Annotated in this window: 20 protein-coding genes and 1 pseudogene; 10 read left to right on the top strand and 11 right to left on the bottom strand. The window is 65.3% G+C overall.

The genetic code is table 11. The features are described 5' to 3' along the window. Window positions 1-58: 58 nt before the first annotated feature. The 8 genes from AC3WT6_RS08825 to AC3WT6_RS08860 form a co-directional block, all read right to left on the bottom strand. Window positions 59-1,021: a PstS family phosphate ABC transporter substrate-binding protein gene (locus AC3WT6_RS08825; protein ID WP_492653208.1), complete on the bottom strand. Its 963-nt coding sequence runs from the start codon at window positions 1,019-1,021 to the stop codon at window positions 59-61. A 116-nt stretch (window positions 1,022-1,137) separates the two neighbouring features. Continuing rightward, window positions 1,138-2,463 (bottom strand): phosphate regulon sensor histidine kinase PhoR, encoded by a 1,326-nt coding sequence (phoR, locus tag AC3WT6_RS08830; protein WP_492653209.1) that lies wholly within the window; start codon window positions 2,461-2,463, stop codon window positions 1,138-1,140. 21 nt (window positions 2,464-2,484) lie between these two features. Then, the gene (phoB, locus tag AC3WT6_RS08835) at window positions 2,485-3,177 is read right to left on the bottom strand and encodes a phosphate regulon transcriptional regulator PhoB (RefSeq protein ID WP_492653210.1); all 693 of its coding nucleotides are present in this window, start codon (window positions 3,175-3,177) and stop codon (window positions 2,485-2,487) included. An 82-nt stretch (window positions 3,178-3,259) separates the two neighbouring features. Further along, a complete protein-coding gene (locus AC3WT6_RS08840; protein ID WP_492653211.1) occupies window positions 3,260-4,381 on the bottom strand; it encodes a beta-ketoacyl-ACP synthase III in 1,122 nt (373 codons plus the stop codon). Between the two features lie 90 nt (window positions 4,382-4,471). Beyond that, a complete protein-coding gene (locus AC3WT6_RS08845; RefSeq protein ID WP_492653212.1) occupies window positions 4,472-5,893 on the bottom strand; it encodes an alpha/beta hydrolase family protein in 1,422 nt (473 codons plus the stop codon). After that, window positions 5,890-6,465: an NADPH-dependent FMN reductase gene (locus AC3WT6_RS08850; protein ID WP_492653213.1), complete on the bottom strand. Its 576-nt coding sequence runs from the start codon at window positions 6,463-6,465 to the stop codon at window positions 5,890-5,892. The genes AC3WT6_RS08845 and AC3WT6_RS08850 overlap by 4 nt, the downstream gene beginning before the upstream one ends. Further along, on the bottom strand, window positions 6,462-6,764 hold the full coding sequence (locus AC3WT6_RS08855) for a hypothetical protein (RefSeq protein WP_492653214.1): 303 nt from the start codon (window positions 6,762-6,764) through the stop codon (window positions 6,462-6,464). Before AC3WT6_RS08855 ends, AC3WT6_RS08850 begins: the two co-directional genes overlap by 4 nt. 13 nt (window positions 6,765-6,777) lie before the next feature. Continuing rightward, entirely contained in the window at window positions 6,778-7,092 is a 315-nt protein-coding gene (locus AC3WT6_RS08860) for a hypothetical protein (protein WP_492653215.1), read from the bottom strand. A 54-nt stretch (window positions 7,093-7,146) separates the two neighbouring features. On the opposite strand from AC3WT6_RS08860, the gene AC3WT6_RS08865 reads away from it, so the two are divergent. Continuing rightward, a complete protein-coding gene (locus AC3WT6_RS08865) occupies window positions 7,147-7,668 on the top strand; it encodes an alpha/beta fold hydrolase (RefSeq protein WP_492653216.1) in 522 nt (173 codons plus the stop codon). Then, window positions 7,665-8,114 (top strand): DUF3293 domain-containing protein, encoded by a 450-nt coding sequence (locus AC3WT6_RS08870; protein WP_492653217.1) that lies wholly within the window; start codon window positions 7,665-7,667, stop codon window positions 8,112-8,114. The genes AC3WT6_RS08865 and AC3WT6_RS08870 overlap by 4 nt, the downstream gene beginning before the upstream one ends. Before the next feature lie 7 nt (window positions 8,115-8,121). Here the strand turns inward: AC3WT6_RS08870 and AC3WT6_RS08875 are convergent, their stop codons facing one another. After that, window positions 8,122-8,577: an acyl-CoA thioesterase gene (locus tag AC3WT6_RS08875; RefSeq protein ID WP_492653218.1), complete on the bottom strand. Its 456-nt coding sequence runs from the start codon at window positions 8,575-8,577 to the stop codon at window positions 8,122-8,124. 109 nt (window positions 8,578-8,686) lie between these two features. On the opposite strand from AC3WT6_RS08875, the gene AC3WT6_RS08880 reads away from it, so the two are divergent. The 8 genes and pseudogenes from AC3WT6_RS08880 to AC3WT6_RS08915 all read left to right on the top strand — a co-directional run bounded on the left by AC3WT6_RS08880 (window position 8,687) and on the right by AC3WT6_RS08915 (window position 14,795). After that, window positions 8,687-9,190, top strand: coding sequence for an SUF system Fe-S cluster assembly regulator (locus AC3WT6_RS08880; RefSeq protein WP_492653219.1), 504 nt, complete (start codon window positions 8,687-8,689; stop codon window positions 9,188-9,190). After that, window positions 9,174-10,667 carry a Fe-S cluster assembly protein SufB gene (sufB, locus tag AC3WT6_RS08885; RefSeq protein WP_492653220.1) on the top strand — a complete coding sequence of 498 codons (1,494 nt, stop codon included), beginning with the start codon at window positions 9,174-9,176 and terminating at the stop codon, window positions 10,665-10,667. The genes AC3WT6_RS08880 and sufB overlap by 17 nt, the downstream gene beginning before the upstream one ends. A gap of 3 nt (window positions 10,668-10,670) precedes the next feature. Then, window positions 10,671-10,862, top strand: coding sequence for a 2-hydroxymuconate tautomerase (gene thmT, locus AC3WT6_RS08890; protein WP_492653221.1), 192 nt, complete (start codon window positions 10,671-10,673; stop codon window positions 10,860-10,862). Window positions 10,863-10,874: 12 nt separating this feature from the next. After that, window positions 10,875-11,654, top strand: a complete 780-nt coding sequence (sufC, locus tag AC3WT6_RS08895; RefSeq protein WP_492653222.1) for a Fe-S cluster assembly ATPase SufC — start codon at window positions 10,875-10,877, stop codon at window positions 11,652-11,654. A 14-nt stretch (window positions 11,655-11,668) separates the two neighbouring features. Further along, a complete protein-coding gene (locus AC3WT6_RS08900) occupies window positions 11,669-12,808 on the top strand; it encodes a SufB/SufD family protein (protein WP_492653223.1) in 1,140 nt (379 codons plus the stop codon). Then, complete coding sequence (locus tag AC3WT6_RS08905; RefSeq protein WP_492653224.1) at window positions 12,805-14,040, top strand: SufS family cysteine desulfurase; 1,236 nt, start codon at window positions 12,805-12,807, stop codon at window positions 14,038-14,040. The genes AC3WT6_RS08900 and AC3WT6_RS08905 overlap by 4 nt, the downstream gene beginning before the upstream one ends. 140 nt (window positions 14,041-14,180) lie before the next feature. Continuing rightward, window positions 14,181-14,315: pseudogene (locus AC3WT6_RS08910) on the top strand (prepilin-type N-terminal cleavage/methylation domain-containing protein); the annotation flags it as partial. A 15-nt stretch (window positions 14,316-14,330) separates the two neighbouring features. Next, window positions 14,331-14,795 carry a GspH/FimT family protein gene (locus AC3WT6_RS08915; RefSeq protein WP_492653825.1) on the top strand — a complete coding sequence of 155 codons (465 nt, stop codon included), beginning with the start codon at window positions 14,331-14,333 and terminating at the stop codon, window positions 14,793-14,795. A gap of 36 nt (window positions 14,796-14,831) precedes the next feature. On the opposite strand, the gene AC3WT6_RS08920 is transcribed toward AC3WT6_RS08915, so the two are convergent. Together AC3WT6_RS08920 and AC3WT6_RS08925 are read right to left on the bottom strand one after the other, a co-directional pair. Beyond that, complete coding sequence (locus AC3WT6_RS08920) at window positions 14,832-15,329, bottom strand: type IV pilin protein (protein WP_492653225.1); 498 nt, start codon at window positions 15,327-15,329, stop codon at window positions 14,832-14,834. Window positions 15,330-15,340: 11 nt separating this feature from the next. Then, entirely contained in the window at window positions 15,341-19,990 is a 4,650-nt protein-coding gene (locus AC3WT6_RS08925; protein ID WP_492653226.1) for a pilus assembly protein, read from the bottom strand. Window positions 19,991-20,001: the final 11 nt, after the last annotated feature.

Here is a 20,001-nt window from a genome sequence, read left to right on the forward strand (position 1 = left end):
GTTGCGGGCAGCCGCCCACCGCGGGCCTGCCCGCAGTGGTGGCCTTCCATTGGTTTGCTTACTGCAGCTTGGCGAGTTCCTTGGCGACCATCGCGGCGGGCATCGGGATGTAGCCATCCTTCACCACCACGTTCTGGCCGGTCTTGGACAGAACCATCTTGAAGAACTCCGACTCCATCGGCGCCAGCGGCTTGTTGGGAGCCTTGTTGACGTAGACGTAGAGCACACGGGCCAGCGGGTACTTGCCGGACACTGCGTTCTCTTCAGTGGCTTCCTCAACCGGGCCACCGTCCTTGGCGGACAGCGGCACCGCGCGCACGCCCGAGGTCTTGTAGCCAATACCCGAGTAGCCAATGGCGTTCAGGCTGCCGGCCACCGACTGCACCACCGAGGCCGAGCCCGGCTGTTCGTTGACGCTGTTCTTGAAGTCGCCCTTGCAGAGCGCGTGTTCCTTGAAATAGCCGTAGGTGCCAGACACCGAGTTACGGCCGTAGAGCTGCACCGGCTTGCTCGCCCAGTCGCCGGTGAGGCCGAGGTCGCCCCAGCGCTTGACGTCCTTGCCGCCGCACTTGCGGGTGGCCGAGAAGATACCGTCGACCTGCGGGATCGACAGGCTCTTGATCGGGCTGTCCTTGTTGACGAACACCGCCAGAGCGTCGATGGCCACGCCAATGGCGGTGGGCTTGTAGCCGTACTTCTTCTCGAAGGCCTGGATTTCCTGATCCTTCATCAAGCGCGACATCGGGCCGAAGTTGGCGGTGCCCTCGGTCAGCGCCGGCGGCGCAGTGGAAGAACCCGCACCCTGGATCTGCACGTTGACGTTCGGGTAGAACTTGTTGAACTCCTCGGCCCAGAGGGTCATGAGGTTGTTCAAGGTGTCGGAGCCCACCGAGCTGAAATTGCCGGAGACGCCAGAGGCCGCCTTGTACTCGGGCAGGCTGGCATCGACCCCCGCGACGGCGGAGGTAGCAAAAGCACCGGCAGAAACACCCAGCGCAACGAGAAATGACTTCAGTTTCATGCGGATAAGCCTCTGGTAAGAGTGTTAGCGCCGGCGATTCTGGGCAGCCGGCATGTATAGGGTATGAAGCCGGGATGAAGCATTTGTGACAAGCCCGGCCAGGAGCACCCAGAACCTTAGGACAGTGCGATCTTTTCGTTCAGCACCGGCCCCTGCTGCACCCGGTGCAGGGGGAAGTAGCAGCTGAAGGTACTCCCCACTCCCAGTTCACTGTCGATCCGCAGCCGGCCGTCGTGCCGCTCCAGCGCATGTTTGACGATGGACAGCCCCAGGCCGGTGCCGCCGCTGGCGCGCGAGCGGCCAACGTCGACCCGATAGAAACGCTCGGTGAGGCGGGCGATATCTTTCTCGGCGATGCCGATGCCGGTGTCGGCGACGCTGAACTGAGCGCCCTCGCCGTCCACCTTCCAGCGCAACCGTATGACCCCACCCGCAGGCGTGTAGTGCACGGCATTGGCGACCAGGTTGGAGAACACGCTCTGCAGCTCCGCCTCGCGCCCCAACAGGAACAGCTCGGGCTGGATCTCGGCCTCGAAGCGGTGCTCACCCTTGGACAGCGCGCGGGCATCGTCGATCACCCGGCGCAACAGCGCTGGCACATCGACCAGATCCTGGCGCGACAGCGGGCTGTCTCCCTCCAGGCGCGCCAGCTTGAGCATGTCGTTGATCAGGGATTCCATGCGCTGCGCCTGGGCGCGCATGTCCTCGATCGGGCCACGCCAGGCGGCCAGCGGTCCGCTGGCGGCATCCGCCCCCATCATGTCCAGATAGCCGCGCAGCACGGTCAGCGGCGTGCGCAGCTCATGGCTGGCGTTGGCGACAAAGTCGCGGCGCACCAGTTCCAGCCGACGCATCTCGGAGACATCGCGCGCCACCAGCAGCCGCTGGCCGTTGCCGTAGGGGACGATGCGGTAGGCCAGGGTCAGCTGGGCGTGGATTGGCGACGGCGCCTCGACCTCGCCCTCGTACTCACCCTGCGTGAAGTACTCGGTGAACGCCGGATGGCGGATCAGGTTGGGCAGGCGCTGCCCGAGATCCTGCGGAGTGCGCAGCCCAAGCAGAGTGCGTGCCGCGGTGTTGAGCCAGACGATCTCGCCGCGCCCGCCCAGCACCACCGCCGCGTCTGGCAGCGCCTCGGTGGAAGCCTGGAACTCGGAGACGATGGCGGCCAGCCGCTTCTTGCGCTTGCGGTTGCGCCTTTGCAGGTTGAGCAGGCTCTCAAATATCTCGCCCCAGATGCCGCCCGGCTCCGGCAGCTCGACCTGCTTGGGCGCGTCAAACCAGCGGCGCAGCGCCGCCAGATAACGCAGGTGCATCAGCAGATACAGCGCGAGGCCCAGAGTGAGCCCGAGCAGCCACTGGCCAAACAGCCAACCCAGCAAGGCGCCGAGCAGTGCCCGTAGCGCGGCCTTGAGGAGTTCCTGCTGAAGGGCGGCGGTCATGCCTGTTCGGCCGACTGGGCCTTAGACCTTGTCGGAGAAACGATAGCCGGTGCCGCGCACGGTCTGGATCATGTTGTCGTAGCCATAGGGTTCCAGCGCCTTGCGCAGGCGTCGGATGTGTACATCGACGGTGCGCTCCTCGACGTAGACGTTCTGGCCCCAGACCCGGTCCAGCACCTGCTCGCGGGTATAGACCCGCTCCGGGTGGCTGATGAAGAAATGCAGGAGGCGGTATTCGGTGGGGCCAAGCTTGACCGGCTCGCCACGGGCGGTCACCCGCTGGCTGGCGGCATCGACTTCCAGCCCGGCCACTCCCAGACGCTCTTCCACCCCGCCCGGCAGCGAGCGCCGCAGCACCGCCTGGATGCGGGCGATCAGCTCGGGAAAGGAAAACGGCTTGGAGACGTAGTCGTCGGCGCCGATGTTGAGGCCGCGCACCTTGTCTTCCTCTTCGGCACGGGCGGTGACCATGATGATCGGGATGTCCTTACTGGTGGCGCCGGACTTCAGCTCCTTGGCGAACTCCACCCCGGACAGGCCGGGCATCATCCAGTCGAGCAGGATCAGGTCGGGCTGGGACTCGGCAATCTTCAGCCGCGCCTCCTGGGCATTGGCCGCCAGCATCACCCGAAATTCGGCGCGCTCGAGCGCAAACCGCAACATCTCGCGGATGGACGCCTCGTCCTCCACCACCAGAATCTGTTTGTTCTGCATGCCCATGGCCTGATTAAACTCTACAAATCAGGCTATTAGCAATTTATGACAGCGTCATGACCGACTGTCACAAAACGGTCGCTCAGAGTTTGCGGACAATCACGCTGCCCGCCGAGTAGCCGGCGCCGAAGCCGCTGAGCAGGCCCACCTCGCCAACGGCGAAGTCGGCATGGTGCTTGTGGAAGGCGATGATGCAGCCGGCGGAACTGGTATTGGCGTACTCGTCGAGGATCACCGGCGCCTCTGTCTCGCTAGCGTCACGACCCAGCACCTTGCGGGCAATGAACTGGTTCATCGACAGATTGGCCTGGTGCAGCCAGAAGCGCTTGATCGCCTCCGGGGCGATGCCGAGATCGGCGAGATGACCCAGCAGCAGTTCCGAGACCATCGGCACCACTTCTTTGAAGACCTTGCGGCCCTCCTGCTGGAACAGCACATCGTTCCAGGGACGCGGCTCGATTTCCGAGGCGTTGAGAAAGCCGAAGTTGTTGCGGATGTTGTTGGAGAACTGGGTCTTGAGCCGGGTGCCCAGCACCTCGAAAGCATCCTTGGACTTGGCAGCCTCCAGTGGCTCGATCACCACCGCGGTGGCGGCGTCGCCAAAAATGAAGTGGCAGTCGCGGTTGCGCCAGTTCAGATGCCCCGAGCAGATCTCCGGATTGATCACCAAGGCGCACTTGGCATTACCCAGGCGCACCGCATCGACGGCTGACTGGATGCCGAATGCCGCCGAAGCGCAGGCGACATTCATGTCATAGGCATAGCCGCCGGCGCCCAGGATCTGCTGGAGTTCCACCGCCACCGCCGGATAGGGCCGCTGCAGATTGGAGGCGGCGCAGATGATGAAATCGACTTCGGAAGCATCGCGGCCGGCGGTCGCCAGGGCCTGGCGGGCGGCGGCAGCGCCCATCTCCGCCATCAGCGAGGGCTCGTCGTTGCCGCGGGTGCGGATGCGCGGGCGCATGAAGTCGATGTCGAGCACGCCGGCCTTGTCGACCACATGGCGGCTCTTGATGCCGGAGGCCTTGACGATGAATTCGCTGGACGACATCGGCAGCGCCTGCGCGGTGCCGGCGGCGATGGCGTCGGCGTGGCGGGCGTTCTCGCGCTCGGCATAGGCGTTGTAGCAGGCCACCAGCTCGTCGTTGCTGATGGATTCCGCCGGCGTGAACAGGCCGGAGCCGGTGATGGCGACGCGAGTCATGGCAGGCTTCCGGTCCTTAAAAAACGAATGCAAGAATTTTCGAGGCCGGAAGTGTAGCCGCCGGGTGCGACGGCGCCTACCTTTTTCCTGTTACTTCCAGCCGGCGCCTTTCACCGCTTGCTCCACCACCTCGCGGGTCAGGCGCTCGCGGCGGATCGACAGGTGCGAACCCTGATACCAGTGCACCGGCCGCTGCCAGTGCGCCGAGAGCTTGAGCGGATGATCCGGTGTCACCAGACGATCGGCGGTGGCGGCGAACAGATGCAGATGCTCGGCCGCCGGCAGCGCCGGCCGCGCCAGCGGCGATACCGGCCGCAGGATCTCCCGGTAGCGCGCCTCGCTCAGGCCGTGCTGCGCGTAGAAACGCTCGTGTACCTGCGGCAGGTTGCGCCAGAGCGCACTGGCGACGTCGGCCAGCGGCACCCCGCCGACGACGAAGCTCAGGTCCGCTTCCGCGGTCGCCAGCAGCGAGGCGTTGTAGCCGCCCAGGCTGACGCCATAGACGCCCACCTGCGCCCCCGGCTCGCGGTCGCGCAGCCAAGCCAGCGCCCGGCGCAGATCCCATAGCGCCTGGGTCTGGGCGTGCAGCAGTTCCAGCAGGTCGCCGTCCAGATAATGGTCGCCGGACTGGCGGCCAACCCGACGCACTCCGTGCAGGGGTAGCACCGGCATGATGAGGTTCAGGCCCAGCTTCTTGTGCAGCCAGCCGGGGGCGAACAGGCTGAAATCCATCCAGTCGACGCCCATGCGGTAGCCGTGGATGCACATCAGCCAGGGCCGTGGCGCGCCGGCATGGCGGAACACCCGGAGCTGCATGCGCGGGTTGCGCGGCTGCGCCGACCAGGCGGCCGCGCCCGGCAACTCCGGCCGCGGCAGAAAGCCACTCGGGTAACTGATGCGCTCGTAGTCGATGCCGCGCCAGCGCTGGGGATCGGCGACCACCGCCTCCGGCGCGCGCGGGGCCTGGTGGTAGCCGTCGATGTCGCCGGCCCAGCCCTGATCCTTGAGCACGCTTTCCAGGCGCAGCGCCTCCAGGCACATGGCCTCGGCGGAGCCGCCGGCCGGCAACTTGGCAACGCCCACGAAATAGGCCAGCACGGTTTCGTCCAGCGCCGCCTTGGCATCAACGGCCAGCTTGGCCTCGGGCTCGGTCGCACCGTGATAGCGCGGCTCGTACTCCACCGCGATGCGGCCGGCGGTGACGAAGGCCCAGGCCGAGAGCGCGCCGGCCAGGAGGGCCGGGCCGCCGCCGATGAACAGCGCCGGAATCGCCAGCAACGCGCCCAGGAAGCCGCCAGCGGCATGCAACTGGTGTACGCGCAGATCGTGAATCTTGGCGAACAAGGCCACCGAGGCGGCCAGCAGATAGGCCACCGGCAGCGCCGCGCACAGCCACCAGGCCCAGCCGCTGCCGCCGGCGATCCAGGCGACGGCGGCCGCCAGGGGAATGAGGGCGCGCCATTCGAGGGCGCGCGGTGGGCGTTGCGGCAGATGGCCGGCCGGCGGGGTCATGACTTCAGGGCGAGGGTGGCACGGACCAGCGCCGCGCCCACCGCCTGCGCCATGGCGCGGGTCTTGGCGTCGATCAGCTGACCATCGGCATCGAAAGCCTTGCTGGCGTCGATCACCAACAGGGTATCGGGCAACACGATGCAGCCCAGATAGCCCAGCACCTCGCGCAACTGCCGGATCGAGCGCAGCGCACCCCAGCGGCCAGGCGTGGCACCGGCGACGACCGCAGTCTTGTTCTTGTAGACCATGCCGGAACCCGGCGGATCACCCAGGCCGCGGCTGCCCCAGTCCAGGGCATTTTTCAGCAGGGCCGGATAGCCACTGTTGTTCTCCGGGGTGGCGATCAGATAGCCATCCGCCGCCCGCAGCGCCGCCTTCAGGCGTCGCGCCGGCTCGGGGATGCCGGCGGCCTCAAGGTCTTCGTCCATGATCGGCAGCGGATACGCCGCCCAGTCCAGCACCTCGACTTGGGCACCGGCGGCGCGCGCGCCCTCGACCATCGCCGCCAGCAGCTTGCGGTTGTAGGACTCGCGGCGGGCACTGCCGGAAATGGCCAGCAATTGAATCGTCATTGCGCACTCAGACTGGTGAGGGAGATCAGATAGGAACCCAGGCCGGTGAGCAGCACCGCCGCCTGCGCCAGCCAATGCCAGCGACGCTTACCGCGCAGGCCCCAGGCGGCGAGGCCAGCCGCCACGGTCACCGACAGATAGGCCAGCGTCAGCTTCAGCAGAGTCAGCACCTGGTCACGGTATTCGGGCGCGCTGTCCAGATACCAGCCCAGCAGCAGGGCGCTGACGCCGACGCCGATGACCATGGAACCGCCCAGCACCGCGAGGGCCACATCAAGGATGAACAGATAACGCAGCATGGGTTTAAGGGGCTCAGTTCTTCTTCTTGTTGCGCAGCCGCCCCATCAGCTTGAGCGCGGGGAACACTTCGCGGACCACTTTCGGCTGGGCCAGCGAGGCTTTCAGCAGCAGCATGGTGAAGCCACGCAGGATGCGGTCGCGGTTCTCGAACACGCTATTGACCATCGGCACCCGACGCTCGGTCATCAGCACCACCGATTCACCGGGCTCGTCGCCGAATTTCACCTTCAGGCTCAGGCGCACTTCCAATGGCGCACCGCGGCGCAGACGGCTGGGGGCGGGTTCGCTCGCGGTCGCTGCCGTGGACTTGCGCACTTTGGCTATCATCTCGGTGGCTGACTCCTGAACTACCGCCCATCACCACCCGCGAGGACCATAACCATGCCGCTGCCCGAACGTCTGGTCGTGTTCGCGCATGGCAAGGAAAGCGGGCCTTGGGGGACCAAGATCACCCACCTCGCCGAAGTGGCGAAACGCCGCGACTATGCGGTGATCAGTCCGGATTATAGCCACAGCCATGACCCTCACCAGCGCCTGCGGGAGCTGCACGCCCTGGCTCCGAAGGCCAGTCGCAGCCTGGTGCTGGTCGGCTCCAGCATGGGGGGGTACGTGAGCGCCATGGCCTGTGCGCAACTACGGCCGCAGGCGTTGTTCCTGATGGCGCCGGCGCTGTACTTCCCCGGCTGGGAGGAAGAGCCCGAGGGCATCCCCGCCCTGTGCAGCGTGGTGCACGGCTGGCGCGACGACATCGTGCCGGTGGAGCGCGGGCTGCGCTTTGCCCAGCGCCATCGCGCCGCCCTGCACCTGCTGGACTCAGACCACGGCCTCAACGATCAGCTGGGCATGCTGGGCCTGCTGTTCGACGCGCTGCTGTTGCGCGCCAGCACCATGGAGGCGGCATGAGCGAGGCCCTGTTGTTGCCGCGCAGCCATCGCCTGCGCCTGGAGCAGGTTTATCGCAAGACCGAATACCAGGTTGCCCTGCCCGACCGCCAGATCGTATTTCGCATTGGCGAGTACGACCCGGCCGCCGAGGCCCTGCTGCGGCTGAATCTGCCGGTTCGCCGCGAGTGGGCGATTCTCACCCCCTGCAATCCGCGCTCGCAGGAAGCCACCGAGGAGCTGAACAGCTTCTACTACCACGAGCTGCGCGATGCCCTGGTCGGCAAGGACGACCGCTGGCTGCAAGCGATCAACCATGACCCCTCCGGCAGCTGGCCGGATGAACCGGGCTTTCTGGTCGCCGACGCCGAGCTGCTATGGCTGCATGATCTGGCCGCCCGCTTTCACCAGAACGCCTTTGTCGCCGCCAAGCTGGGCGAGGCGCCGCGTCTGGTCTGGCTGGTCTAGGCAACGCTCAGTCGACCGCACCGCGGCCGGCACGATAGGCCTCGACGAACTCCGGCGGCTGGCGTTTGGGCCGGCCCGTTGCGGGGTCGATGCAGACCCAGTGGGTCTGGCCGCGCAGCACGGTCTTGCCGTCGTCGACGCGGATGATCTGGTAGCGCCGCCACATGCTCAGGCGACCGTCGTTCTCGTGTATCCAGGTGCCCAGCCGCAGAGTCTGGCCGGCGAAGGTGGCGGCCAGGTAATCCAGCTCGTGGCGCCGCGCCACGCAGCCGGCGCCCAGCCGCTGGTAGGCAGCCCAATCCAGGCCCAGCGCGGTGGAATGCGCCCAGGCCACCCGCTCCAGCCATTGCAGGTAAACCACATTGTTGGTGTGGCCGAAGGCGTCGAGATGCTCGGGGCCGACCAGCACAGTTTCGGTGTAGGGACTCAGGACATCCCAGGCGAGGTTTTCGGAAGTGCTCATGCGGCCATGATAGCCACGCTCAAATTGCCGATCGGCGGCCGCTTGAAGCCCGAGGACCAGCGGCCTACACTGCGCGCCCCGCAAACCGGACTGCTTTAGTCTTCTTTACGTGCTCAAGCTCGGCAAACTCACCGACTACGCCACCGTGCTGCTGGCGGCCATGGCCGCCGAGCCGGAGCGCCTGCACGCCGCGCTGGAGCTGTCCGGGCGCACCTCGGTAGCGGCGCCCACCGTCGCCAAGCTGCTGAAGCAGTTGCAGAAAGGCGGCCTGGTGCAGTCCGCACGCGGTGCCCACGGCGGCTACCGGCTATCCCGCGCACCGGCGCTGGTGACCGTCGCCGACGTGATCCGGGCGCTGGAAGGCCCGATTGCGGTCACCGACTGCGCCGTGCACGACGGCGGCTGCGCCATCGAGGTCGGCTGCGCCGCCCGGGCGCCGTTCCGGCTCATCAACGCCGCCGTCACCCAGGCGCTGGAAGCGGTGACGTTGGCCGACATGGCCGCCTCACTGAACGCCGCACCACGGCGCCCCGCCGAGGTCTCAATGACCGAGGTTCCGATCTTTTTTCACCCAGCTGCCCGCCAGGTGAGTGCCCATGTCCGCCGCCGCTGAACTCAAGCCCAAAGCCATCCAGGCCGATGTCGCCGAAGCCATCGCCGCCCGCCGCGAGTACAGCGCCGGCTTTGTCACCGACATCGCCTCCGATACCGTCGCCCCCGGGCTTTCCGAGGACGTGATCCGCCTGATCTCGGCCCGCAAGCATGAGCCGGAATGGCTGCTGGCCTGGCGGCTCAAGGCCTACCGCAACTGGCTGAAGCTCACGCCGCCGGACTGGGCACAGCTCAAGGTGCCGGCCATCGACCTGCAGTCGATCAGCTACTACTCGCAGCCGAAAAGCCACAAGGACGGCCCGAAATCGCTGGACGAGGTCGACCCCAAGCTGCTGGAGACCTACAAGAAGCTCGGCATTCCGCTGCAGGAGCAGGCGATGCTGGCGGGCGTGCAGTCCAGCAACATCGCCATGGACGTGGTGTTCGACTCGGTGTCGGTCGCCACCACCTTCAAGGCCAAGCTCAAGGAAGCGGGGGTGATCTTCTGCCCCATCTCCGAGGCAGTGCGCGAATACCCGGAGCTGGTGCAGCAGTATCTCGGCACCGTGGTCGGCATCAACGACAACTACTATGCCGCGCTCAATTCGGCAGTGTTCACCGACGGCAGCTTCGTGTTCGTGCCCAAGGGCGTGCGCTGCCCGATGGAGCTGTCGACCTATTTCCGCATCAACGAGAAGAACACCGGCCAGTTCGAGCGCACCCTCATCATCTGCGAGGACGACGCGCAGGTGAGCTATCTGGAAGGCTGCACCGCGCCGCAGCGTGACGAAAACCAGCTGCACGCGGCGGTGGTGGAGCTGGTGGCGCTGGAGCGCGCCGAGATCAAGTACTCGACGGTGCAGAACTGGTATCCCGGCGACGAGAACGGCGTCGGCGGCATCTACAACTTCGTCACCAAGCGTGGCGAATGCCGGGGTGCCAACAGCAAGATCAGCTGGACCCAGGTCGAGACCGGCTCGGCGATCACCTGGAAATACCCGAGCTGCGTGCTGCGTGGCGACAACTCCATCGGCGAGTTCTACAGCGTGGCGCTGACCCACCATCGCCAGCAGGCCGACACCGGCACCAAGATGATCCACATCGGCAAGAACACCCGCTCGACCATCGTCAGCAAGGGCATTGCCGCCGGCCACGGCCAGCAGTCCTATCGCGGCCTGGTGCGAGTGCTGCCCGGAGCGGCCGGCGCGCGCAACCACACCCAGTGCGACTCGCTGCTGATCGGCCCGAATTGCGGCGCCCACACCTTCCCCTACACGGAAGTGCGCAACCCCAGCGCCAAGCTCGAACACGAGGCCACCACCAGCAAGATCGGCGAGGATCAGCTCTTCTATCTGCGCTCGCGCGGCATCGGAGAAGAAGACGCGGTGAGCATGATCGTCAACGGCTTCTGCAAGGACGTGTTCCGCGAGCTGCCGATGGAATTCGCGGTCGAGGCCGGCAAGCTCTTGGCCGTCTCGCTCGAAGGCGCGGTGGGCTAAGTCATGCCCATCGTCCGCGTCGAAATGCTGGAAGGCCGCAGCCTGGAACAGAAGCGCGAACTGGTGGCGGTCTACACCCGCGAGCTGGCCCGCATCTGCGGCTGCAGCGAGAGCAGCGTCACCGTCGTCATCGAAGACGTCGCCAAGCACAACTGGGCCAGTGGCGGACAGCTGCTGGCCGACAAGAAATCCTGAACAAGTCCTCCCATGCTTTCCATCGAAAACCTGCACGCCGAAATATCCTCGGATCGCGATCCCGCTTCGCGTCTCGCTGGGGCCGGCAAGTCCATCCTCAAGGGTCTGAACCTGCGCATCCAGGCTGGCGAGGTGCACGCCATCATGGGCCCCAATGGCGCCGGCAAGTCGACGCTCTCGAAGGTGCTGGCCGGCCATGAGGACTACATCGTCACCGCCGGCAGCGTGCGCTATCAGGGCGCCGATCTGCTGGCGCTGGAGCCGGAGGTGCGCGCGCGCAGCGGCATCTTCCTGGGCTTTCAGTACCCGGTGGAGATTCCGGGCGTCTCCAACATGACCCTGCTGAAGACCGCGCTCAACGCCAAGCTCAAGCACGAGGGCAAGCCGGAACTCGACGCCGGCAGCTTTCTCGCCTACGTGAAGGCCAAGGCCAAGCAGGTCGGCATCGAGACCAAGATGCTGCAGCGCGGCGTCAACGAGGGCTTCTCGGGCGGCGAGAAGAAGCGCAACGAGATCCTGCAGATGCTGGTGCTGGAGCCGACGTTGATGGTGCTGGACGAAACCGATTCCGGCCTCGATATCGACGCCCTCAAGGTGGTCGCCGATGGCATCAATGCCCTGCGCAGCCCCGAACGCGCCACCCTGCTGGTCACCCACTACCAGCGCCTGCTCGACTACGTGAAGCCGGACTATGTGCACGTGCTGGCCGGCGGCCGCATCGTCAAGACCGGCGGCCCGGAACTGGCGCTGGAGCTGGAAGAAAAGGGCTACGGCTGGCTGGAAGCCGCCTGAGCTCCGGTCCGACCATGAGCTTTTTCGAGACCTCCCGCCTGGCGCTGCCGGCGGACGAGCAGGACCGGCGCCAGACCGCGCTGGAGCAGTTCGCGGCCAGCGGCTTCCCCGGCCCGGGGCTGGAGAGCTGGCACTACAGCGACTGGACCGTGCTCGCGGAGCGCGATTTTCCGCTAGCAACGGCAGCTCCCGCCCCCAGCTTCACGCTCGACACCGTGCAGCCCCTGCCCCTGCTGCCGGTCACCGCGCCGACGCCCTGCCCGGCCTTCGCGTTGGACGCACTGAATCTGGCGTTCGCCACCGAGGGGGTCGACAAGACCTTGCAGGGCCAGGCCCAGCGGCCGTTCGCCATCGTCCAACAGGTCGCGGGCGCGCAGACCATGCGCCATCTGCGTCACCGGCTGGCCCTGGATGTCGGCGCCAGCGCCACCGTGCTGCTCTGGGATGCCCCCGGCACCGGCGACGGTGAGAGCCTGCTCACGGCAGTGCTGCAGCTGGAGCTGGCCGCCGGCAGCCGTCTGCGGCTGATCTGCCTGCAGGAAGCCGACGCCGCCGCGATCCGCGCCCTGCACCTCAGCGCCAGGCTCGCAGCCGATGCCCAGCTGGAACTGATCCAGCTCGACTTTGGCGGCCGCCGCGTGCGCCAGGAACTGGACATCCACCTCGATGCGCCTGGCGCGGCGTTCCGTCAGGCCGGGCTCTGCGCCCTGAGCGGCCGCAGCCAGGTCGATCAGCGCAGCCATGTCTGGCATAGCGCACCGGGCTGCGAGAGCCGCAGCGACGCCCGCCTGATTGCCGCCGGCAAGGCCAAGGCGGTGCTCAACGCCAAGGTGCAGGTACAGCCGGGCGCGGCCAAGACCGACTCCGAAACCCGCATCGCCAGCCTGCTGCTGAGTGCCGGCGCCGAGATCGACGCCAAGCCGGAGCTGGAGATCTACGCCGACGACGTGAAGTGCGCCCACGGCGCCAGCTTCGGCCAGCTCGATGAGGCGGCCGCCTTCTACCTGCGCAGCCGCGGCATCGGCGCCGATCAGGCGCAGCAGCTACTGACCCTGGCCTTCGCGCAATCGGTGCTCGACCAACTGCCGCTGGACGGCCTGCGCGCCTGGTCGGAGCAAAAGGTCCGCGCCTTGCTGGCGGAGCAAGCCGCATGAGCCACCATCCCGACGGCAGCTACCCGCTGGAGCGCATCCGCGCCGACTTCCCGATCCTGGCGCAGAGGGTGCGCGGCAAGCGCCTGGCCTATCTGGACAACGCCGCCACCACCCAGAAGCCGCGCGCGGTGATCGAGGCGATCAGCCGCTATTACGAAACCAGCAATGCCAATGTGCACCGCGCCGTGCACGAGCTGGCCGAGCGTGCCACCACCCAGTACGAAGGCGCGCGTGACCGCATCGCCCGTTTCTTCAATGCCCAGCGCGAGGAAGTGGTGTTCACCCGCGGCTGCACCGAGGCGATCAATCTGGTCGCCTACAGCTTTCTGCGGCCGCTGCTGCGCGCCGGCGACGAGATTCTGGTCACCGGCATGGAGCACCATTCCAACATCGTGCCCTGGCAGCTGATCGCCGCCGAGCGCGGCGCGCGCGTGCTGGCGGCGCCAGTGCTCGACGACGGCAGCCTCGACTTCGAGGGCTGGAAGAACCTACTGAGCGAGCGCACCCGCTTCATCGCCGTGGTCCACGTCTCCAACACCCTGGGCACGGTCAACCCGGTGGCGGACATCGTCCGCGAGGCGCGGGCGCGCGGCATCCCGGTGCTGGTCGATGGCGCCCAGGCGGTCGCTCATCTGCCCATCGATTTCGCCGCACTCGGCGCCGATTTCTACACGCTCTCCGCCCACAAGCTCTATGGCCCAACCGGCTTCGGCTGCCTGCTTGGCCGTCGCGAGCGGCTGGAAGCGATGCCGCCCTGGCATGGCGGCGGCGACATGATCAAGACCGTGAGCTTTGCCGGCAGCACCTGGGCCGAACCGCCCTACCGTTTCGAGGCCGGCACGCCGGACATGGCTGGCGCCATCGGCCTGGCGGCGGCGCTGGACTATGTCGAGGCGCTGGGCCTGGAGCAGATCGCCGCGCAGGAACACCGGGTACTGGAATACGCCACCCCGCGTCTGCAGGCGATCCCCGGCCTGCGTCTGATCGGCACCGCCGCAGGCAAGGGCGGCATTCTGTCCTTCGTACTGGATGGCGCCCACGCCCAGGACGTCGGCAGCATCCTCGACATGGAAGGTGTCGCCGTGCGTACCGGCCATCACTGCACCATGCCACTGATGGAGCGCTACGGCGTCTCCGCCACCACTCGGGCCTCGCTCGCCTGCTACAACGGCGAGGACGACATCGACCAGCTGGTTTCCGCCCTGCACAAGGCGGCACGGATGCTAGGTTAGCGCTCGGCTTTCCGAACGCAGTGGAGAGAGCTAGCATCCAGCCATTACTAGCCGCAATGGCCGGCGACGAAAGGGCTTCATAAAGCCCAAGGGGCGTTACCGGCACTTCCTCCATGCGGCATGGGAAGGGAGGACTGCTGATGCGCACTCGACTTGGTCGTTGCGGTGTCTGTCGACCCTGGCGTCCGGATCTGCGCCGATGTCCACGCAGGCAATGTGGCCTGAGCCTGCTGGAACTGCTGATCGCGCTGACGATAGGCGCTGCCGTTCTCGGCTACGGACTGCCGGCGATGGGCCGGGTCATGACGCAGAATCAACTGGCGGTCAGCCACAACCAACTGCTGACGGCAGCGATCGCGGCCAGGCAAAGCGCGATCAGCCGCAATGTCTCGATGACCTTCTGCGCCGGCAGTATCGAGGTCGGCTGCCATGGCGACTGGTCCCGGCAGGAATGGCTGGTATTCGAGGACGCCGATCACGACGGCAACCTCGACACCGGCGAGGCGGTGAAGCTGGCCGACCTGCTGCCAGCATCCACGCGCTTGAGCATTGCTGGCAATGGTCCATTCCGGAATGCCGTGGTATTCAAGCCCAGCGGCGCGGCGCAGACCGTAACCGGGGCCTTCGCCGCCGGCCGGCTGCGCATCTGCGTGAACGAACCGATTCCCGACAATGCCATCGACCTGGTGCTGATCGGCAGCGGCCGCATCGAACCCGAACGGCATGATTTTGCCGGGGCCTGCCCCGAGCCCTGAGATCAGCCTCGGCGTCTTCTCGCCAACCCCGACCGGTTACCAGCAGTCGGCGACCGATGCCGTGCCGGTGACGCCGCGGACACCGGCTTGGTTGAGCGTCAATGAACCACACTTGGCGTCTCTGGTCGCCTGCGTTCCACTTGGCGCCGCAACCAGGGTGTAGGTCGATGCGGTCGGCGAGCCGGTGCCAAAGGCATAGCTGTAGGTACTTCCGGTGTTGGCGTTCGACGCGCAATCCAGGCCCAGCGCCGTCAGCGCGGCGGTGTTCATCGCCACCCCGGCCACCGTCTGGTCATAGCGCAGATTGGTGGTGTAGAAGCGCTCCATATGCGTGGCGAAACTGGCCAGGCAGACTTCCGCCGCTCGGCGGTTGGTCTTGGTTACGGACTTGGAATAGGACGGTATGGCGATGGCCGCCAGTATCCCGACGATGGCCACCGTGACCATCAACTCCATCAGCGTGAACCCGCCATTGCGTCTGCGAGGGCAAGTCGAAGTCGCGCGAGGGGAATTTGCGCACTTGGTTTTCATCATCGCTCCAGATTCTATTGCGCCACCAGTTCGCGCCAGGACTGGCGCTGCAGGGCGCCAGCCGTACCGCGGGTATTGACGGAACCGGTGGTGGCATTGTCGAAGCTGATCAGCATGGTATTGCCGACAAAGATCGGGTTGTTCGGGATGGTGCCAAAACCGACGCCTGCGGAAACGTAGCTGGTACTGCCCACGTTGTCCTCGGTGTTGAAGTCGCCGTCGTTGTTGACATCGAAGAAGTTCGATCCCGGTGGGGCGCCGGTAAATGGGTCCAGGGCCATGATCCAACCAGACCCGGACGGGTTGCAGGGATCGAAGTTGGCCGAGTCGGCTGGTACGCGCGAAGTGCCCAGCAGCAGGGTGCCCTGGAACTGATTGGGGGTCACCATTCGTTCACCCTGGGCCAGGGGGTGGTCCTTGTCTGGGTTCGGTTTCACCAGGTCCAGATACCAGCCCTTCTTGCCGGCCATATCGCCTGCGGTGGCGCTGGAAATGCCGCGCGTGGCCAGCAAAGAACTCCCGCTTCCAGCCTCGACGTCAATGGTGCGCTGCTTGAGACTGCTGCGCGTGCTGGTGGAAACCACCTTGTTGCTGCCTTTGACGATGAGGCCGTACCAGGTCTGAACGCGACTGCTGGGAGCAAACTCATTCAAGCTACTCCCGGTACCGAAGAAGACCCAGACCTCGGCTTCGGAAGTGACCTTGGGGTTTCTTCCCGCGATCAGGCCTGCGGTAATCGGCTGAGCATTCCCGTCGGCATCCCTGGCGGTATAGACCTTGGCGCCACTGCCTCCAGACGAACTGATATCGAACTTCCAGACGTTGCCGTTCAGGTCACCGGCGTAGGCCTCGGTGCTGATGTTCTCAGATACATTGCCGATCCATACCGCTGGTTGAGCGAGCCCGTCTCCGGAAGCGCTGCCAGTCGTCTCGTAGACCGTCAACGCGCCGGTCCTGATGTTGAACTGCAGGAGTGCCGGCTTGTTGTGCGCGCTGTTGTAGCCGTTGCCAACCAACACCGACCAGACCCCGCTGGAGGTCTGCGCGACCACCGGCTTACCGACAATCTGGCCGATGTAGCTGCTATCGCTGGCGTCGCGCTCCCAGAGCAGTTTCACGTCGGCGGGGTCGGTCACATCCAGCGCGTAAATAGCCTTGGAAAGACCACGACCGGTGGTGCCGATTAGCACTGTCCTCCAGCACGCAGCACCAGTGCAACTGTTCAGACCACTCAGGTACACGTCGGAGACGGTCAGTTCTCCGTCATTGTAGAACTCGTGCGGAACACCAAAACCGTAGGCAGGACTGCCGAGGTTCTTGATGCCACCCAGAATCACCGCGTTCGGCAGATAGGCAAAAGTCTCCTGCCCTGGAGTGGGTTGGCCGTCCTCCGCCACCTGCTCGGCGCTGAAGCCATGCAGCATGCCGTCGTTGGCGGCCACGTAGATGCGCTTCTTGCGACTGGTACTGCCGGCAGTGAAGCTGAAGTAGCTATCCGACCCGGGGAACGACTTGTTGAAGAACAGGTTGGGATCGGCTGATCCAACAAACACCGGCTGCGAATTGACGATGTCGCCCAGCGGGCTGGAGCGATTGCGCAGCGTCCCACCATTCCGCACTTCGCGCGCCGAACTCCCTCGCAGGTAGTTGATGACATCGTCCTGCTCAGCGGAAGTACCGAGCGCCGTCCGCTGCGCAGCGGTGGCATCGGTGGTATTGAAGTTGACCTTGTCACCGTCGCCGGTGCAGGTGTTCATGCAAGTCTTGATGTTGCGGCTGGCCGCCGCTGGCAACTGGGCCGCAGCCTCCCAAGTCGGCGAGGTCGAGATGCTGCCGTCGTCCGGATTTACCGCGAATGCCCTGAGATTGCCCTTCCACTCTCCGGTGAAATAGACCGCCTGATAGGTCGTCGTGCCAGTGTCGAGCTTGGTGCTGTTGGCCGCCAGAGAGGCGCCTGATCCGACACGATCCTTCACTCGCCGCAACGCATCCTTGATGCCGGAAGCAAAAGCTTCGGGATTTCCTGCCGAATAGAAGCCGCCGCGGCCATTGAGACCCGCATGCACCAAGTCGGAAATATTGGCGGAGGTGCCACTGGTGCTTGGCGAAGGCCAGGCAAAGCCAGGAATCGCGGTCCCTCCTTTCGCCCATGCAAAAATTGCATCGGCGGTGGTACCGCTGGGAGTCACGCCGGGCAGTGCCGCCTCCTGCCCGAACATGCCGACCGTGAAGGTGGTCATGTGCTGCCAGAACGCCGGATCGTCGGTGTTGGTCGGCACCGAATTGGCCAAGTCATCACGCAAATCCTTTAGCCAGAAGTACATCGCGACATCGGCCAGGGTGCTGGAGCCATTCGAAGCCTGACCTCCAGAGTACGGCGGCAACCCGGAGTAGATGTAGCTCAGACTGTTGGGGCCGTTATTGGTGACCGACGACGAGGTCGCGGTCACAGTCCGCTCGCACACCGGATCGGGGCTGTCCGACAGGTGCTTGTTCAAGACATAGGAGGCACCGCAGGACGCGGAATCCTGGAAGCAACTGGCCGTCGTGCTGCTACTCGAGCAACTGCTCTTCCGGCACTGCCCCTTGTAGGTGGAGCCATCACGCGTCTGCAAGCTGGGATAAGGGTCGGTGCAGACCGGTGTGGCCTGTTCGACCGTCGTCGTCTCCTGGCCTGGCCCGCCGTCCCAGTTGCCGCCGTAGTCGTTGCCATCAATCTGATAGCTAGTTCCGCTGAGTGTGACGCTATCGCTATTCCAGAAACCGTCGGTCACCAGAATGGTGTAGGCCTGGCGACAGGCGAGCATCTGGTCGCCGCAGTTGGTCAGGTCGGCGCCGGTCTTGCCTACGCACTCCGGAGCATCGGTACCGGAAGTCCAGGGTTGAGCGTCGCCTCGATAGTAATCGCCAGTGGCCTTAAGTGCGGCGCGCAAAGGTGTGCTCCCTGGCGCCGCCGCGACCTTCAACCAGTTCCAGAACTCGCCCCGGCGCGTGCCCGATCCGCCGTCGCCAAACCGCCTGACCTTGGCGATAGGCGGGGAGTAGCTCGCGCTGCTGATGGATTGTTGAAAGCTGCTGTTGGTTGTCGGCGTGGGCAGGCCAGAACCGTTGGCGCTGCTATTGGTGCCCGCGTTGATCGAACTGAAACCGAAGCGGATTTCCTCGCCCAGATCGACGAAGGCATTCATCAAGCCGCTCTTGGCCATGAGCAGGCGCGTGCGGTAATAGGAGAACCAGTTGGCGACGTTCTGTCGTGCGGCGTCCGTGCTGTCGCAGCGATCGGCGGGTAAGCCGCCCGAAAATGACTCACTGGTATTGTTGATCGTCACCGGGTTGCCAGTGACTTCCGCGCAGGTGCCCGCCTTGGGATTCGAGGAGGTGCCATCGCCAGAGGTATCCGGGCTCGCCGCCCCGATGTAGTGGCGGGTATAGGTGTCGCCATTCTTGACCGCGTAGACGAACAGCGAGCGGTACTTGGTGGAGCCCTGCACCGCCACCCCGCGGCAACGGACCGAAGTGGTGTTCTGGTCGACGAGGGAGCCCGAGGAATCGCTGAGCAGGTTCGGCGTGTAGGAGAACCGGCTACTCGGGCAGATCGGATTGACGGGAACAGACCCCACGCACTTGCCGAGATTCGCAGAGTCGGAAAAATCCGCGGTGTAGCCGGCGGGGCACTGCGGCGTCACGGTTCCAGTGCGTTCGCAAGCCGGGCTAGCGGAATCCCCGGAGCCCGTGTGCTTGTTGAGAGTAAATCCGCCGGCGCAGGACGCGACATTGCTGAAACACTGGCTGCGGTAACTGCGGCTTGTGCCGCCGTTACAGTTGGTGCCGGAGCTGGTATCGCGACCGGTTCCCTTGCGGCACATTCCCTTCTGATTGTTGCTATCGCTAGCGACGTCAACGTCCACCGTCTGCAGGTTGGGAAAGCTTGCAGTGCAAGACGGCACTTGACTTTCGAAACAGGCAACGTTCGCGGTTCCCGCTCCGGTCAGTGTGCCGCTGGCACAAGTCGGATCGACCAGACTACGAGCCAGGCACTTCCCGGGATTCGCAGTATCGGCAAAGTCCTGGGTCTGGCCCGCAGCGCAAACCGCACTCGCGTAGCCGTAGGTTTCAGGCACGCTGATCTGGAAGGTGTGCGTGAAAGCCGGATTGACCTGGCCAAAATTGACACTTTCGTAATAGCAGCGGCTGCTGCTGGAACCGCAGTTGTCGGACCCGGGGATGGGATTGGTGCCGGTGTTATAGGTCCCGATGTTGGTGCTTCCTTGCGCGGAGTTGAAGCCGTCGAAGGGCGCATCGGCGAACGAACTGGCGGGGAAGCGCGTGGAAACCGTTGGCGGCTCCGCAGTTTCGGTGTAGGGCGGCTCGTAGCTTATCGCCGGGTTGTAGTAGACGCCGTTGATGCTGGAACTGATGAAACCCTCGTTGACATTGGTGTTGCTCATTTCATCGGGCATGGCGTTCCATCGCATCGATCCCGAATCGTCGAACATCAGCACCATGTTCGGCTGCAGCTGCAGCTGCGAAGTCAGCGGCGCCTGCTCGATGTCAACAGCCCTTGCGGCCGGTGTTGTCACCAAGGCCGCGAGCAGGGCGACGGCAACGCCGATCCGGAGTCGGAATTCGACGGACTTGCTAGAGGACCAAACGCGCTGGTTCATGACGTTTTCCT

The organism is Stagnimonas sp. FW305-C-60 (assembly GCF_058782965.1).